Origin of the sequence: uncultured Desulfovibrio sp. (genome assembly GCF_902477725.1) — a bacterium.
Lineage (GTDB): Bacteria > Desulfobacterota > Desulfovibrionia > Desulfovibrionales > Desulfovibrionaceae > Desulfovibrio.
Genome location: NZ_CABSIF010000006.1, coordinates 208,378 through 223,014, shown reverse-complemented (window position 1 = coordinate 223,014; position 14,637 = coordinate 208,378). Strand labels below are relative to the sequence as shown.

The window sequence follows — 14,637 nt, the reverse complement described above, 5'->3', positions numbered from 1 at the left end:
TTGACGGCGGCCCGGACTGGTTCCTGCGCCAGCGTCAGCATTCCGGCGCAGGCCCGATCCGCAAAATATAACCTGTCGTTTTACCCGCGCATATCCAGAGTTGGCACTGTACTTGCTTTTTCCTCAACGCGGAGCCTCAGCCCCGCAGGAGGAACACATGGCACTTTCCAATTTTCTGATCCGCCCCCCATCTGATGCACAAAAGGCCCAGGCGGGAGCTCCACGCCGCACTGCGCCTGCGCAGGCCGGAAACCCCGCGTCCTTTGCCAACATCATGAGCGGCCAGACCACCAATGCGGAAAACGCCAGCACTGCCGAAACGCAGCGCACAGGCATGGCCCTGGCCGGGAACATGGGGCAGCAGGGCATGGTACTGGCAGGGCGCTCGCCAAGCGATCTTGCCCGCACGCAGGTATTCAGCAAGGCAGAAACCGACATGCGGCAGACCAAGGCCATTGACAGCCTCATGCAAACAGTATCCGGCGGCAACTCCACCCTTGATCTTGCCCGCAGCATGGGTACTGCCCGGCATCTGCGCTCCATGACCAGCGCCATGGACAACCGCGTCAAGGGGCTCAGCATGGGCGATTTTGTCCATTCGCGCACCCAGCCCCAGGCTCAGGCCCGCACCAAGGCCTCGCATAAGGTCGAGGACATGGAGCTCGGTCAGCTTTCAGCCCGCTTTGAGTCTGGCAGCGACGGCATTGCCGCCGTGGGCTATGACCGCAACGGCGGCACCTCCTACGGTAAGTATCAGGTATCGTCACGCGCGGGCAGCCTGAAGGATTTTCTGGATTTTCTGGATACAGAAGCGCCTGATCTTTCCAAGCGCCTGCGTTCCTCCGGCCCCGGCAATACCGGCAGCCGCAAGGGCGCCATGCCCGACACCTGGCGCGCCATCGCCAGCGAACAGCCGCAGCGTTTTGAGGATCTTCAGGAGGCCTTTGTGCGTCAGAGCCATTACAAACCCGCACTGGATTCCATTGCGCAACGCATCGGGCTGAACCCCGACAAGGTTTCCACAGCCATGCGCGAGGTTATCTGGAGCACATCCGTGCAGCACGGCCCTGCGGGCGCGGCCCGCATTTTCGAGCGGGCGCACGCCATGAGCGGCAAACCGACCGATGCGGCCTATGAACGCAACCTCATCAACAACGTGTACAACATACGCGTGGGGCAGTTTGGATCTTCCGACAGCAATATTCAGGCAGCCGTGGCCAACCGCTTCAAGCAGGAAAAGGCCCTGGCCCTGAACCTTCTGAACGGCGGCAAAACCTCGGCGCTGGCATAAGGCGGCCAAGCAATGGAGACCACCAGCTCTGCGGCTGACCGCTCAGGCACCACACTGGTCATCAACCTGACGCGATTTGGCGACCTTCTGCAATGCCAGCCCCTCATTGAGGATCTGCATCGTCAGGGCCAGACTGTACATCTGGTGTGTCTGGACAATTTCTCCAGCGCCCAGCCCCTGCTGCGCCATGTGGAGCGCACCTGGCCCCTGCCCGGCGCGCGGCTCATGGCCGACATGGACAAGGATTGGCGCATTGCAACGGCCCTTCTGCTGGAATTTGCCCGCGCCGTCAGGAGCGAAGCCAGGCCCGGCTGCGTTGTCAACCTGACTACCACCCTGCCTGCGCGGCTGCTCACAGGCCTGCTGGCTGGCGGGCAGGCGGACGGGCAGGCCGAAATTCGCGGTTTCTGCCTTGACGCGCACGGTTTTGGGCAGAACAGGGGCATCTGGTCCACATTCCTGAACAGCGGCGCTACAAACCGTCTAAGCGCTCCCTTCAATATTGCGGATATGTTCCGCATGGTTGGCGCGCCGCACACACCAGCAGCCGCAGCCGTGCAGACTCGCCAAGGGCTGGCCGATCCGCCGCAGGATGCCCAGGATGCGGCGGATGCCCTGCTTGCCGGGGCTCCGCCAGAGACATGCGGTTTTGTGGCCATGCAGTTGGGCGCAAGTGAAGCACGGCGGCAGTGGCCCGCACATTTTTTTGCCGAGGTGGGCGACCGGCTGTGGCGCGAGCGTAAGCTCTGCCCGGTGCTGCTTGGCTCACCTGCCGAACGCCCGCTGGCCGAGGCCTATGCACAGGCTGCCCAAAGCCATTGGGTGGATGCCGTGGGCAAGACCAATCTTACCCAACTGGCGGCTTTGCTGCGCCGGTCAAAATTGTTGTTTACCAACGATACCGGCACCATGCATCTAGCTGCTGGCCTTGGGGTGCCCTGCCTGGCCATATTCCTTGCCACGGCCCAGCCCTGCGACACCGGCCCCTATCTGCCCGGATGCTGCTGCCTGGAACCTGCCCTGCCCTGCCATCCCTGCCCCTTTGGCCGCCCCTGCCCCAATAATCTGGCGTGTGTGACGCATGTCAGCCCCCGGAGCGTGGAATCCCTCGCCCTGTCGTGGCTTGACGCTGGCCGCTGGGATGCCGCCCCACTCGACCTTGTGGGGCACGAGGCCCGCGTATGGCTGACGGAGCAGGACGACAAGGGATTTATGACCGTGCGCTGCCTTACGAGGCACGCCGCCGAAGATCGCAGCCTATGGCTTGCGCAGCAGCGGATTTTCTGGCGTCAGATACTTGACGAACTGGACGATGCCGCCCGGCCCGCAGCTGTGGAGCAACAGAGCGCAGACACCTGTCTGTCTGAAGAAAATGCCCCTTCAGCATCTGCGCACGGCACAGCACATGTGGACGGCCCGGCTGCCGCGTTTTCTGCCGGATTTGCGCAACGCATGGCGGCATCGCTGGAGCAGGCCGCACAACTTTTTGAAATGCTTACGCAACAAGGGCAACTGCTGGGCAGGAGCCCCAAGGCAGGGCAATTGTTTTTGCGTAATTGCGAACGCCTGCAAACGGTTCTTGATGCCTGCCCCGAGCTGCGCTCATTGGGAGCCTTCTGGCGTGAACTGCGCCAGGAACGCGGCGACCGGCTGGACGACCTGCTGGAGCTTACTGCCCAGCTTGGCGCGCATTTCGTTATCTGGCGCCATAAATTTACCGATGGCACGTCATTTGCTTAAATATACTCAGAACACATTACGGTAAAATCTTCCCTGTGGGGAGAGGAGGGAACTGGAATGATAATCATAGACGGCTCACAAAGCGAAAAAAGTATTTCTACCTTTGCCAACCTTGAAGAACTGCTCAAGGATGTCATGCAGGAAGACCAGATGGTCAACCGCGTGGTAACGGACGTTCTGGTAAACAACGAAGCGTTTTCCGAGATCTATCCGCATCAGGCCGAAGACATCGCCTGCTCCGAAATTTCTTCCATTGAGGTGCGCTCCGTGCCCATGGCTGAAATGGCTGTGGATATGTCCGCCGAATTGGGCAAGGTTGCCCAGATGATGGCCCACGGCTCGCGCGAAGTGGCCCGGTTATTCCGCGCCGCCTCTGACACGGACGCCCTGGAACTTTTTCAGGATCTGCTGGACGTGACCCGCGACTTCATGGGCATGCTGGGCGAACTGCGCACCAACTACACGGATGGCGCTCTGCCCGATTTTGCCGAAAAAACCGAAAAATTTTCCAGCTTGCTTTCTGAAATGGGCGACGTGCTGGAAAACGAAGACTGGATTCTTCTGGCAGACCTGCTTGAATATGAATTCATCCCGCTGTGCGACGATTGGCGCGCCACCAGCGAGATTCTGCACAAGCAGGTTGCCGAACACATGGCCCAATAGGCCTCAGGAGCTTGCATGAATCAGGGAGTATGCCTTCTTGATGAAGCGCTGAACCTTGCCCGCCTGGAAATGGCGGCACTGGAGGACGGCGCATACGACAGGGCGGTCGAGCTTGCCGAAAGGCGGGGCGAAGTGACCAGCATGGCTTGGCACATGCTGGAAGACAGCCAGGCCGACCAGTACAAAACTCACCTGATTGAACTGGCCCGTGTGCAGGATCAACTGACGGAACTTGCCACCAGGGCGCACAGCGAAATCAGGTCGCAGCTGCAACGCTCACGCCTCGAAAGTCGCCGCATGCGCGGCTACCACAGGGCAGTGGGCCAGGCGCTGCAATAGCACACCATGCGTTCTGAATCATAGATGGCGGCATACGCAACAGCGTGTGCCGCCACTTTTTTTGGGGCTGGCCCGCTCCAGGTGTAGAGTGTCAACACGTTGCTCACCCTTCCCTTCACTCGGTTTGTTGTTGTCTGGTAACTCCAGCTTTACCGATTTAGGGAGGGTGAACAACGTGTTGGAACATTACATCTAGGGGCTGTTTCTAAATAAAAGATTTTGCGCCGAGGACAAGGAAAACAGTGTTTTTTACGACAGGAGTGGACTCGCTTTAGCCGTTGCGACGCAGGAAGCTACGGATAAAGACAGCAGCGCTTTTTGTCCATGACTGGAGTAAAAAATGCTGGATGACGCAGTGATCGGCCAAAAGAATTATTTAGAAACAGGCCCTACCCCACCATGCCTTCACGCATGGCCTTGCGCACATCTTCCACTCTGGTGCGTATGTCGGGCGCGCCGACCAGTTCGCTCACAAGCGAGCAGCAGCGCGCACCGTGTCGCGCGACTTCCGCAATGTTATGCCGCTTGATGCCGCCAATGGCCACAAAGGGCAAATCCCCATTGCGGGCAACCCAGTCCAGATACTCGTACCCAACGGGATCAACCACGTCTTCCTTGGTGTTGGTGGCAAAGATCGGCCCCACGCCGATGTAGTCCGCGCCAAGGCTGCGGGCTTCCCGGGCCTGTTCCGGCAGATGGGTGGAAAGGCCGACGATCATTTCCGGCCCCACAAGGCTGCGCACGTCGGGGACAGGCAAATCCTCCTGCCCCACATGCACGCCGTCGGCCTGCACCAGCATGGCGATATCCACGTGGTCGTTGACGATAAAGCAGGCTCCGGCCTCCTTGGTCAGCCGCCGCAACAGGCGGCATTCCTCCAGCATGGCACCGGATTTCAGCTTTTTTTCGCGATATTGCAAAATGCGCACACCCGCCCCCATAAGGGCGGAAACAACTTCTTCAAGCGGCCTTCCCAGTGAAAGACCGGCATCCGTGATGGCATAAATATCCGTTTCTCCAGGCAGGATTCTGGGCATATGAGGCTCCTTGGCGGCTATTTTCTGAACGCCGCAACAATGCGGCGAAAACAACTGTGTACAAAGCGGGCAGGATGAAAGGACGTGTGCGAAAGCTCCGCTGGCAACTGAAATCCTTCGGATGAAAAATCCCCGGGACTTCGCAGGGGAAAGACAGCCCGAATGCCGTCATGCCCTTCTGCCGGGGCGCTGCCCCAGGCCTGGCGGCGGCACAAGGCCGCACCCAGAGGCACATCCTGCGGCGCAAGGCCCAATACGGCATACAGCGCTTCGTCCAGCGCCACGGCTGAGGCGCTGGCCCCGACCACGCCCAGTGCATAAGGGCTGCCGTTGCTCGGCCCTGTAACGTGCATGGCCGTAACGCCGTCCGCAACTGCGGCAACAGGGGGCAAGGCCGCCCATAGCGCGGCAAGGCAGTCGGCAAAAAACAGGGGGTCGCGCCCCTCGCGGGCGTGGGCAAAAGCCTTGTGCAGGCCGCGCACGCAACCAAAACAGTTTTTGACGGAGAGCGTCACCAGCATCTGCGCATGGGCCTTGACCCGGGGAACCGACACAATAAAATCGCTCTCAAGCGCCAGACGCGCCACATGAAAGCGCGATCCGCCCGCCTGCAAACCAGCCTTTTGCGCCGCTTCTCCCTCGAGGGGCAGAGGCACCGGCTCCGCAGGGCCGATCTCTTCAACTTCAAGGCCCAGAGGGCGCAAAGCCGCCTCAAGCCCCACAGCCCGGGCCACGGAGGCCGCACGCCCAAAACCCGGCGAATCCGCCACACGCACTCGCGCCCCGTGATCCATAAGCCAGGCGCATACGGCGGCCACAACCTGCGGCGAAGCGCAAGCCAGGGGTTTTGCCAGCAAAAGGTTGGGCTTTACCAGTACGCGCGCACCGGGGCGCAAGGGGCAAAGCTCCGTCAGGCGGGCAGCGTCCATGACGCCGCCCACAGCCCTGCCCAAGCCGGGATCATGGTAATCCTCTTGCTGCAACAAGGCCACGGGCAATGAAGCCGGGGCGGCGACAGGGCTGTTTTCCAGCCCGGCAGGCGGGATATTGATGCCGTTTTCCATGCCCGGACTATGCCGCCCGTCCGGCACCTTGTAAAGACCGCGGCCTTTTCAAACGGCCTTTCTTGACGTATGGAAGGGCATCCACCTTCAGGGACAACCGACTGTAATCTGAGGATTCCATGCACGCACCCAAATTGCTGATAACCGCCCTTTTATTGACCCTGTGCTGTGCCCTGGCCTCTCCCGCCGTATTTGCGGCGGAACCGACCCCCGCCGCCAAACAGGATTCCCCCAAGGCAGACACTGCCAAGCCTGATACTGCCAAACCCGATGCCGCCAAACAGGACGCCCCCAAGGGCGACAAGGCTGACAAAGCAGACAAAGCAGACAAAGCAGACAAACCTGACAAGGCCGACAAGCCCGCCGCCAAGACTGACGCCAAAACCGATGCAAAAGCTGATGCAAAAGCAGACGCCAAGGCTGACGCAAAAGCCGATGCCAAGGCCGACGCAAAAGCCGACCCAAAGGCTGGCGACAAGGCTGAGGGCAAGGTTGACACCAACGAAGAACCCGCCATCGCCACCCTGCCCCTGCGCGATCCCTGGGAAATGGTCTGGAGCGGGCAAAAGGCCATGCTCGATGAAATCACCCAGAAGGCCACGGCCATGGGTGATACCTTTGCCCAGCGGTCAACCAATCTGAGCCAGAAGGTTCAGCCCTTTATGGAAGAAGCGCGGCGCCTGCTGGTGCTGCTCAATACGTATAAAAACTGGCCCAACCCTGTTGAAGCTGTCAGCCGTCGCATCACGGCCACGGTGCTTGATCTGCGCAAGGTGCTTGACCCTGTGCTGGCTGCGCGCACCGAAGCCCAGGCCCTGCTGGAACGCGTGGGCTATCTGGCCGACAGCATGCCTGAAGACCTGCACGATGGCAGTCTTAGCCCTGAAATGCAGGAATACGGCAAAACGTTGGCGCTCACCCGGCTGCGCCTTACAGCCGTGCTGGCGCAGTACGACTCGGCCCTTGCCCCTGCTCTGGCGCTTATCAAACGGCTGGAAAAAATGCAGGAAGAGATCAACGCCCAGATCCCCCTGCTATGGAAGAACTATTATCTGCAAAGCCCGGTGCCCTGGCTCAGCCCCGATGCATGGGCCGCCTTTGGGCGGCAGATGCACTATTCCGTTCAGGGCATGATCCTGCGTCTGCCTGTGGAAGTTCCTGTCACGCTTGAGCGCTGGGGCACGGCGGTGCTGCGCTTTATCCTCGGCCTGCTGCTTACCGGCGTGCTCACCGTGTTGCTGTACCGCCGCTGGGCCGCGCAGGACAAGGACGAAAACAGCACCCTGCGGCATGTTTTCCGCGTCAGTCTGCCCTGGCTGTGCGTGGGGCTGGCATTTCTTGGCAGTTCCATGTCCGCATCCGGCGAGTTCTTCCGACTGTTTCTGGCCCTGGGCAACTTGTGCCTCATTGTGGCCCAGATACATCTGGCATGGGACCTGCGCCTGCTGAAATACCCCGAGGTGCCGCGCCAAAAGCCGCCCTTCTGGATACTTATCCAGCCAACGCTGTGTTCATACGTACTGCTTTATCTGCCGCTGACCAAGCCTCTGGTGCTGGTTATCTGGCTGTGCATCGTCATCATTTCCATCGTGCGGCAGCACCTCAGGCCCAAGCTTGATCTTGGCCCCATGCATGTGGAAACCAGCGTGCTTGAATGCGAACCCATTGTGCTGTGGATATGCCTTGTGCTGACCCTGGCCGGGCTGCACATCTACAGCATGGTGCTGTACCTGCTCTTTGTTTCCTGCTCGCTGGCCCTGCAACTCTGCATGGGCGGCATGTCTCTTGTCAGCAGCCTCAACGACAAGCTGCCTCAGGAAGGCGTACGCGCAGCCCTTGCTCACCTTGCCGTGGCGCTCTCCGCCCCTGTGGTGCTGGTTGCGGCCTTTGTGGGGGTTTCGCAGTGGGTTGGCACATTGCCCGGCGGCATGTACCTGCTCCAGCATTATGTTCTGCGCGGCGTCAATGTGGGCGCAACGCAGTTCAATGTTGTGCACCTGTTGCTTATCATCACCATGTTCTACCTCACGCGCACGGCCGTTGCCATGGGTTCGCGCTTTCTGGCGCGACTGCCCAAACAGGGGCTGGCTATCGACGCCACGCTCATTCCTCCCATGCAGACGGCCTTTACCTATGCGCTGTGGTGCTGCTTCGGCCTGTTCGCCCTGCGCGCCGTAGGCATGGAACTGAGCAACCTTGCCATGGTAGCCGGTGGTCTTTCTGTCGGTATCGGTTTCGGCATGCAGACCATCGTCAATAACTTCCTGTCGGGTCTGATACTGATCTTCAGCCGCACCCTCCAGGCGGGCGATGTGGTGGAAGTGGGCGGCACTCAGGGCCGCGTGCGCAAAATCAGCGTGCGCGCTACCATGGTGGAAACCTTTGACAATGCCCTGATCATTGTCCCCAACTCGGAATTTGTGGCCAGCCGCCTTATCAACTGGACGCGCAACAGCCGCACCGTGCGCAGGGAAATCAAGGTCGGCGTGGCCTATGGCTCCGATGCCAATGCGGTGATGAAAATCCTGCTGGCCACGGCCAACGCCAACAGCAACGTGCTCAAATATCCCCCGCCGAGCGTGGCCTTTGCGGATTTTGGGGCCAGCACACTTGATTTCAGCCTGAAGTTCTGGGTGCGGGATTATGACGTATCTGTTTCCACAGCTTCGGACATCCGCGTGGAAATCGAACGCGAATTCCGCGAACAGAGCATTGAAATCGCCTTCCCGCAGCTTGATGTGAACATCAAGGAACTGCCGCCGCGCACAAGGGCGCTTCAACCGCCGACAAAGACGCGCGCAAGCAAAAGACGCGCGCCGCGCCGTCCGCGCAAGGTGCTACCTGCCGGTGCCAAGGGCAAGCCGGACGCCAAAAATGCGCCAGCCGCAGCCCCCGATGACGGGGACGATGACGAGAACACCAACTAAGCGCCTACCGCGCGAATGATCGCCGCAGCAATGCCCGGTTATCACGCGGGCATTGCGGGCGGACCTTGCAAAACAAGGAAACACGCTCTTGCAGCCCAGTTTTAACCGGCGCATCCGCGCCCGAACCACAGGAGAACACCATGATCAACCGCGCTGATGCTCTGGAATGCTTTGAAAAGGAACTTTTTGGCGGGCCGGGCGCCATCCACTTTACCAAGATAGTCAATGAGAACGGGCTGGCTGGCAAAGGCCGCCTCTTCAACATCGGCACTCTCAAGCCCGGCTGTGCCGTGGGCAACCACAAGCACAACGGCGAAATCGAGATATACTATATCCTTGAAGGCGAAGGCATGTACAACGACAACGGCGTTGAAGCCCCCGTCAAAGCCGGCGACGTGACCGTGTGCAACGATGGTGAAAGCCACGCCCTGCTCAATACCGGCTCCACGGATCTCAAGATGGTGGCGCTGATTCTGTTTACCAAGTAAGCAAGCCGCCCCTGATATGAAATAGACGAGGCCCCTCACTGAGGGGCCTCGTCTGTTTTAGCATGTCTGCAATTACCCGCTAATATTGAATATAGGCCACATGGGTCTGGAGGTATTCCATGAGGCCGTGCTTGCCGTCCGCGCCGCCAATGCCCGACTTGCGCCAGCCGGCGTGGAAGCCCTGCATGGCCTCGAAGTTTTCGCGGTTCACGTAGGTCTCGCCAAACTTCAGGCGGTTCACCGCTTCCATGGCCGTGGATACGTTGGTGGTGTAGATGGAGGACGTCAGGCCGTAGTCGCAGTCGTTGGCAAGGGCCAGGGCTTCATCCAGATCATGGAAGGTCATCATGGGCAGCACAGGGCCAAACACTTCGTTACGCACGATTTCCATGTCCTGGCGGCAGTTGCGCAGCAAGGTGGGCGTATAGAAGTAGCCGGAATCGCGGTCTGCGGGCGCGCCGCCGACAACGGCTTCCGCGCCGTCCGCTTCCGCGCGCTTGACCATGCCGCTGATCTTTTCAAGATGCTCGGCGCTGATCTGGCTGCACATGTCAGGTGCCGGATCGTCAAAAGGATTGCCCAGCCGCACGGCGGCAAAGGCAGCCGCCAGTTTTTCGGCGAACATGTCGGCCACGCTTTCGTGCACATAGAGGCGTTCCGCGCAGTTGCACACCTGCCCGCTGAAGACCGTGCGCGAGGCCGTAACGGCCTTGACCGCCAGATCCATATCCGCATCGGCGCAGACAATGGCCGGGGCTTTGCCGCCCAGTTCCAGCGAAACCTTGATGATGTTCTGCGCGCCAGCGGCAATGATGCGCTGTCCGGCCTCCACGCTGCCTGTCAGGCTGACCATGTCGGTCATGGAGCTGGAAGAAAGGGCCTCACCCAGGGTGCTGCCGCCGCCCGTGACAAAGTTTACCACGCCAGCGGGCAGATCCAGTTCCGTAAGCAGGCTGGCAAAATGCATGACCGTGGCCGGGGCGATACTGCTGGGTTTGATAACCGTGGTGCAGCCCACCAGCAGCGAGGGGGCGACCTTGCGCGCCATGACAAAGAAGGGGAAGTTCCACGGGCAGATGCCCACCACAACGCCAATGGGCTTGCGGTACAGTAGTATGTTTTCGCGCGGGCGGTCGCTCTGGATGATCTCGCCCTCGTAGATGCGCGCCCATCCGGCATAGTAGTCAAAATACTCGGCGGTGAGGTCGATTTCTACTTGGGCCAGGGGGTGGGTTTTGGCCTGTTCCTCGGCGAGGATGCGGCCAAGTTCCAGCCGGTGCTTGCGGATAAGATCCGCCATTTTTTTAAGGTATCCGGCGCGGGCCACCGCCGGAAGCGCCGCCCAGGCATCCTGTGCCCTGTGCGCGGCTGCAAGCGCCGCCAGCCCGTCCTCACGCCCGCCGTTGGGCGTCTGGGCCATTATTTTGCCTGTGGAGGGGTTCTCCACTTCAATCATTGCAAAGCCTGTAGGGGAAACCAATTTGCCGTTGATGAATTGTTGGTATGTACGCATGGTTGCTCCTTGGTTTGGGCAAGCATAGGCACACATGGCAGCAAAGGTAAAGATACTCCCTTTTTTACGTATTCAGCAAAGGCGCATGGCCGCAAGGCGGGGCCAGCCGTGCAACGGCTCCCTCACCCTGCGGCCATACGCAACAGACGCCACACAGGCGCTACGCTGTACGCGATCCTACATATGTGAAATCACGGCCAATGCACCGTCCATAAAGTGCTGGTCGACATCCTCGATGGCGCCCTTGTCACAGGCTTGCGCTAGGGCAGGGTCAATGGGCAGGCGGGCAAGCACCTTCAGGCCGTAACGCTGGGCCACGGCGTCAATGTGACTCTCGCCAAATATTTTGTATTCCTTGTTGTTATCCGGGCACTTGAAATACGAGTAGTTCTCCACCAGCCCAAGGATGGGAATATCCATCTGGCGCGCCATATCAATGGCTTTCTGCACGATCATGCTCACCAGTTCCTGCGGCGAGGTCACAACCACAATACCGTCCACCGGCAGGGACTGGAACACGGTCAGCGGCACATCGCCTGTTCCTGGAGGCATGTCCACAAACATGTAGTCCACATCGCGCCAGACCACGTCCGACCAGAACTGCTTGACCGCGCCGGCAATGATGGGTCCCCGCCAGAGCACGGCATCGGAATCGCCGGGCAGCAGCAGGTTCATGGACATGATGTCCACCCCACCCTTGCTGCGCTCGGGCACAAGGCCGTCGCCCTCAACATGGGCCTTGCCCGTCAGTCCAAACACGCGGGGGATGGAGGGGCCGGTGATGTCCGCATCCAGAATGGCGCAGTGTTTGCCCTGCCGGGTAAGGGCTACCGCCAGCAGGGATGTGACCAGCGACTTGCCCACGCCGCCCTTGCCGCTGACAATGCCTATAACCTTGCCAACACGGCTTTTGGGGTGCGTTTTGACGCGAAAATCCACCTGCGCCTCCTGCCCCTCGCTACGCTCGTTGCACTGCTCACCGCAGGAACCGCACTGATGATTGCAATCACTCATGGTTCATTGTCCTCTCGGAATGGTTTGCTTTCAGAAGCATTTTTTCAGGCAAATTAGCTTTGTCTGATTTTTTATTATTGACATATGTCAAAAACACACATACTTCTATTTATGACATATGTCAATAACGGCAACATTAGGAGGGTAACATGCCTCGTTTCGATCACACAGGGCCGGAGGGCAATGATTCGCGCACAGGGCGCGGTATGGGCAGATGCGGCGGCAAGGCTGCCAACGCGGCAGGTCGCGGCATGGGCGCAGTGCCTGACGCAGGTCAGACCGCAGATCAGGGAATGGATGCAAGCCAGAATATGGGCATGGGCCAAGGCCGCTGCTGCTGCCGCCACGGGCAACGACATGGCAACCGGGGCGGCAACTGCGCCGCAAACAGTCAGGAAGCTGGCCAGAGCATGGGCCGTGGCGAAGGGTGCGGTATGGGTCGCGGTAGGCAACAGGGCAACGGCCCCGCAGCAGGCCCTGCGGCAGGCAGTGACGCAGCGGGCAATAACGGCTAAAGTGCCCGCATATGAATGAGCACGACCGCCCGGCCAGTGTGCGCATCCTGTGCGCGCCATTGCCGGACGGCCCCCAAGAGGATTACATGCCAAGACCAAAAAAATGGCGCAAAGTCTGCTGCCTGCCGGAAAACCGCAACTTTGGGCCGCTGCCGGGTTTTGGGCAGAGCGCCCCGCAGGTGCAGCAGGAAGTCATCATGACCGTGGACGAATATGAGGCCGTGCGCCTCATTGATCTTGAGGGCATGAATCAGGAGGCTTGCGCTGAAAAAATGCGCATTGCCCGCACCACCGTGCAGAGCATCTATGCGGAAGCGCGCAAAAAACTGGCCGACTCGCTGGTGAACGGCAAGCTGCTGCGCATAGAAGGCGGAGATTATGAACTGTGCGACGGGCACGGCACACGCTGCGGCGTGGGCGGCTGCCACAGACGGCGCGGCGGTTTTGGGCAGTAGGGCAAAAAACCAGCTCACCGGGGCCGCTCTGACGCAACAATCCGCAGATGAACGCCCCGCCCGCAGGTACGTCAAAAATACAGCGCCCGCAGGATCACGCACGGCACCTGCCGCAACGCAGTATTATCCTACGGGCGTATCAGCAAAAAAAATCATGATTCTTCGTTCTTGCACACGTCCACCCACACGCCGCCCGTGACCCGCTCCAGTTCCGCCAGAGTGAGCCTGGCGGCATTGTTGGGCGCGCCCGCAGCCGGGTACACAGGATCGTAGCGCCTGAGGCTTTCGTCCAGATACACGGCAACGCCCTCGGGCAGGGCAAAGGGGCAGACGCCGCCCATGGGATGCCCCACCTGGGCCTCCAGATCTTCAGGCTTGATAAAACGGGCCTTGGCGTGAAAAGCGTCCTTGAACTTGCGGTTGTCCAGACGGGCCGTGCCCATGACCACCAGCACCATCGGCGCATCGTTGACGCTGATGGAAAGGCTCTTGGCAATGCGCCCCGGCTCGCAGCCGATGGCTTGAGCCGCCAGATCAACTGTGGCGCTTGAAACTTCAAACTCCCGGTATGCCTCTTCAAGACCGTGACGGGCCAAAAACTCCCGCACTGCATCAACGCGCATTTCTTTCCCTTATTTTTGCTGCAACGCCAGCCTTTTGCCGCGCGCCGCAGGCATTATCAGCGGCGCACCACAAGGGCAATGCCCGCCAGCACCAACACCAGCCCAAGCATTCTGCGCCAGTCAAAAGGAATTGTATTGAGGCCGAACCAGCCGTTGTGGTCAATAATGGCCGCCATAACAAGGTTGCCAAAAATCATGGCGACCAGCGTAGCCAGCACGCCAATACGCGGCGCGGCCATGGTTGTGCTCACAACCATGAACGCGCCCAGCACCCCTCCAGCCCACTGCCAGACAGGAGTTTCAATTACGCGGAACACATTGCCCCGCCCCATCAGCAGCACGGGGACAGCCAGAAAAACCGCGCCTATGGCAAAGGAAATAAGCCCGCTTTCCAGCAGCCCCACCGTACGGCTCAAGGCTGCGTTAATGGGCGGTTGCAGGGCCACAATGCAGCCCGCAAATACCACCAGCGCAATGTAGTACATGCCGCCTCCCTGCTCAGGCCGTTTCCTCCGCCGAAGCCGCCTCGCGCAAAAAAGGCGTGTGCGTAACAGCCATGAGTATACCCTCTGGGCTGAGGAATCTGGTGACGGTCTGCCCCCAGGGTTCTTCCTTCAGCCGGAGGAGCAGCTCATAGCCGTTCTGCTCAAGAATGCGCGTGGCAGAAACAATATCTTCCACATCAAGCTCAAGCCAGGATTGCGGCACAGGCAGGCGCTCCGGCCAGACCTCCTCGCCAAAGCAGGAGAGCGCGGCCTTTTCCAGCGGCCAGAGGGCGAAATGTTTTACGCCCTCCAGACACTGGGAATGCCAATAGCCTTCGTAACCTTCTTCATGGCGCAGGGGCAGGCCCAGCACCTTTCTGTACAGCTTGCCGCTTGCGTCAGGGTCGGCCACCACCGGGCCAAAACCAGCCACAAACAGAACCCGTATACCCTCTGGAAGCTTGTTCTGCATGGTTTACCCCC

At 60.0% G+C, this 14,637-nt stretch carries 15 protein-coding genes; 8 read left to right on the top strand and 7 right to left on the bottom strand.

The genetic code is table 11. The features are described 5' to 3' along the window. Positions 1 to 157 precede the first annotated feature (157 nt). From RDK48_RS07510 to RDK48_RS07495, 4 genes are read left to right on the top strand one after another with little or no spacing between them, the layout of a single operon-like run. Positions 158 to 1,291, top strand: a complete 1,134-nt coding sequence (locus RDK48_RS07510; RefSeq protein WP_298995226.1) for a hypothetical protein — start codon at positions 158 to 160, stop codon at positions 1,289 to 1,291. 12 nt (positions 1,292 to 1,303) lie between these two features. Then, positions 1,304 to 3,031 carry a glycosyltransferase family 9 protein gene (locus RDK48_RS07505; protein WP_298995229.1) on the top strand — a complete coding sequence of 576 codons (1,728 nt, stop codon included), beginning with the start codon at positions 1,304 to 1,306 and terminating at the stop codon, positions 3,029 to 3,031. Between the two features lie 57 nt (positions 3,032 to 3,088). Next, positions 3,089 to 3,694, top strand: a complete 606-nt coding sequence (locus tag RDK48_RS07500) for a hypothetical protein (RefSeq protein WP_298995231.1) — start codon at positions 3,089 to 3,091, stop codon at positions 3,692 to 3,694. Positions 3,695 to 3,709: 15 nt separating this feature from the next. Continuing rightward, on the top strand, positions 3,710 to 4,033 hold the full coding sequence (locus RDK48_RS07495; RefSeq protein WP_298995235.1) for a hypothetical protein: 324 nt from the start codon (positions 3,710 to 3,712) through the stop codon (positions 4,031 to 4,033). 389 nt (positions 4,034 to 4,422) lie between these two features. Here RDK48_RS07495 and thiE read toward each other — a convergent pair whose 3' ends face one another. Both thiE and RDK48_RS07485 read right to left on the bottom strand, forming a co-directional pair. Continuing rightward, on the bottom strand, positions 4,423 to 5,070 hold the full coding sequence (gene thiE, locus RDK48_RS07490; RefSeq protein WP_298995239.1) for a thiamine phosphate synthase: 648 nt from the start codon (positions 5,068 to 5,070) through the stop codon (positions 4,423 to 4,425). 17 nt (positions 5,071 to 5,087) lie between these two features. After that, positions 5,088 to 6,134 (bottom strand): DUF362 domain-containing protein, encoded by a 1,047-nt coding sequence (locus RDK48_RS07485; protein WP_298995242.1) that lies wholly within the window; start codon positions 6,132 to 6,134, stop codon positions 5,088 to 5,090. Positions 6,135 to 6,253: 119 nt separating this feature from the next. Between RDK48_RS07485 and RDK48_RS07480 the strand changes: the two genes are divergently transcribed. Both RDK48_RS07480 and RDK48_RS07475 read left to right on the top strand, forming a co-directional pair. Then, the gene (locus tag RDK48_RS07480; RefSeq protein WP_308587861.1) at positions 6,254 to 9,061 is read left to right on the top strand and encodes a mechanosensitive ion channel domain-containing protein; all 2,808 of its coding nucleotides are present in this window, start codon (positions 6,254 to 6,256) and stop codon (positions 9,059 to 9,061) included. A 140-nt stretch (positions 9,062 to 9,201) separates the two neighbouring features. Next, the gene (locus RDK48_RS07475; protein WP_298995248.1) at positions 9,202 to 9,549 is read left to right on the top strand and encodes a cupin domain-containing protein; all 348 of its coding nucleotides are present in this window, start codon (positions 9,202 to 9,204) and stop codon (positions 9,547 to 9,549) included. A 79-nt stretch (positions 9,550 to 9,628) separates the two neighbouring features. Here RDK48_RS07475 and aldA read toward each other — a convergent pair whose 3' ends face one another. Further along, positions 9,629 to 11,062, bottom strand: coding sequence for an aldehyde dehydrogenase (gene aldA, locus RDK48_RS07470; protein WP_298995251.1), 1,434 nt, complete (start codon positions 11,060 to 11,062; stop codon positions 9,629 to 9,631). 177 nt (positions 11,063 to 11,239) lie between these two features. Next, positions 11,240 to 12,076 carry an Mrp/NBP35 family ATP-binding protein gene (locus tag RDK48_RS07465; protein WP_298995254.1) on the bottom strand — a complete coding sequence of 279 codons (837 nt, stop codon included), beginning with the start codon at positions 12,074 to 12,076 and terminating at the stop codon, positions 11,240 to 11,242. Between the two features lie 149 nt (positions 12,077 to 12,225). Here RDK48_RS07465 and RDK48_RS07460 point away from each other — a divergent pair, with 149 nt between their 5' ends. Together RDK48_RS07460 and RDK48_RS07455 are read left to right on the top strand one after the other, a co-directional pair. Next, on the top strand, positions 12,226 to 12,591 hold the full coding sequence (locus RDK48_RS07460) for a DUF5320 domain-containing protein (RefSeq protein ID WP_298995259.1): 366 nt from the start codon (positions 12,226 to 12,228) through the stop codon (positions 12,589 to 12,591). 86 nt (positions 12,592 to 12,677) lie between these two features. Next, positions 12,678 to 13,046 (top strand): DUF134 domain-containing protein, encoded by a 369-nt coding sequence (locus RDK48_RS07455; RefSeq protein WP_308587860.1) that lies wholly within the window; start codon positions 12,678 to 12,680, stop codon positions 13,044 to 13,046. Between the two features lie 152 nt (positions 13,047 to 13,198). Here RDK48_RS07455 and RDK48_RS07450 read toward each other — a convergent pair whose 3' ends face one another. The 3 genes from RDK48_RS07450 to RDK48_RS07440 are packed head-to-tail and all read right to left on the bottom strand — an operon-like array spanning position 13,199 to position 14,626. After that, positions 13,199 to 13,669, bottom strand: a complete 471-nt coding sequence (locus RDK48_RS07450) for a YbaK/EbsC family protein (RefSeq protein ID WP_298995265.1) — start codon at positions 13,667 to 13,669, stop codon at positions 13,199 to 13,201. A 56-nt stretch (positions 13,670 to 13,725) separates the two neighbouring features. Further along, positions 13,726 to 14,154 carry a DMT family transporter gene (locus RDK48_RS07445; protein ID WP_298995268.1) on the bottom strand — a complete coding sequence of 143 codons (429 nt, stop codon included), beginning with the start codon at positions 14,152 to 14,154 and terminating at the stop codon, positions 13,726 to 13,728. A 13-nt stretch (positions 14,155 to 14,167) separates the two neighbouring features. Then, entirely contained in the window at positions 14,168 to 14,626 is a 459-nt protein-coding gene (locus RDK48_RS07440) for a VOC family protein (RefSeq protein ID WP_298995271.1), read from the bottom strand. Between the last annotated feature and the right edge of the window lie 11 nt (positions 14,627 to 14,637).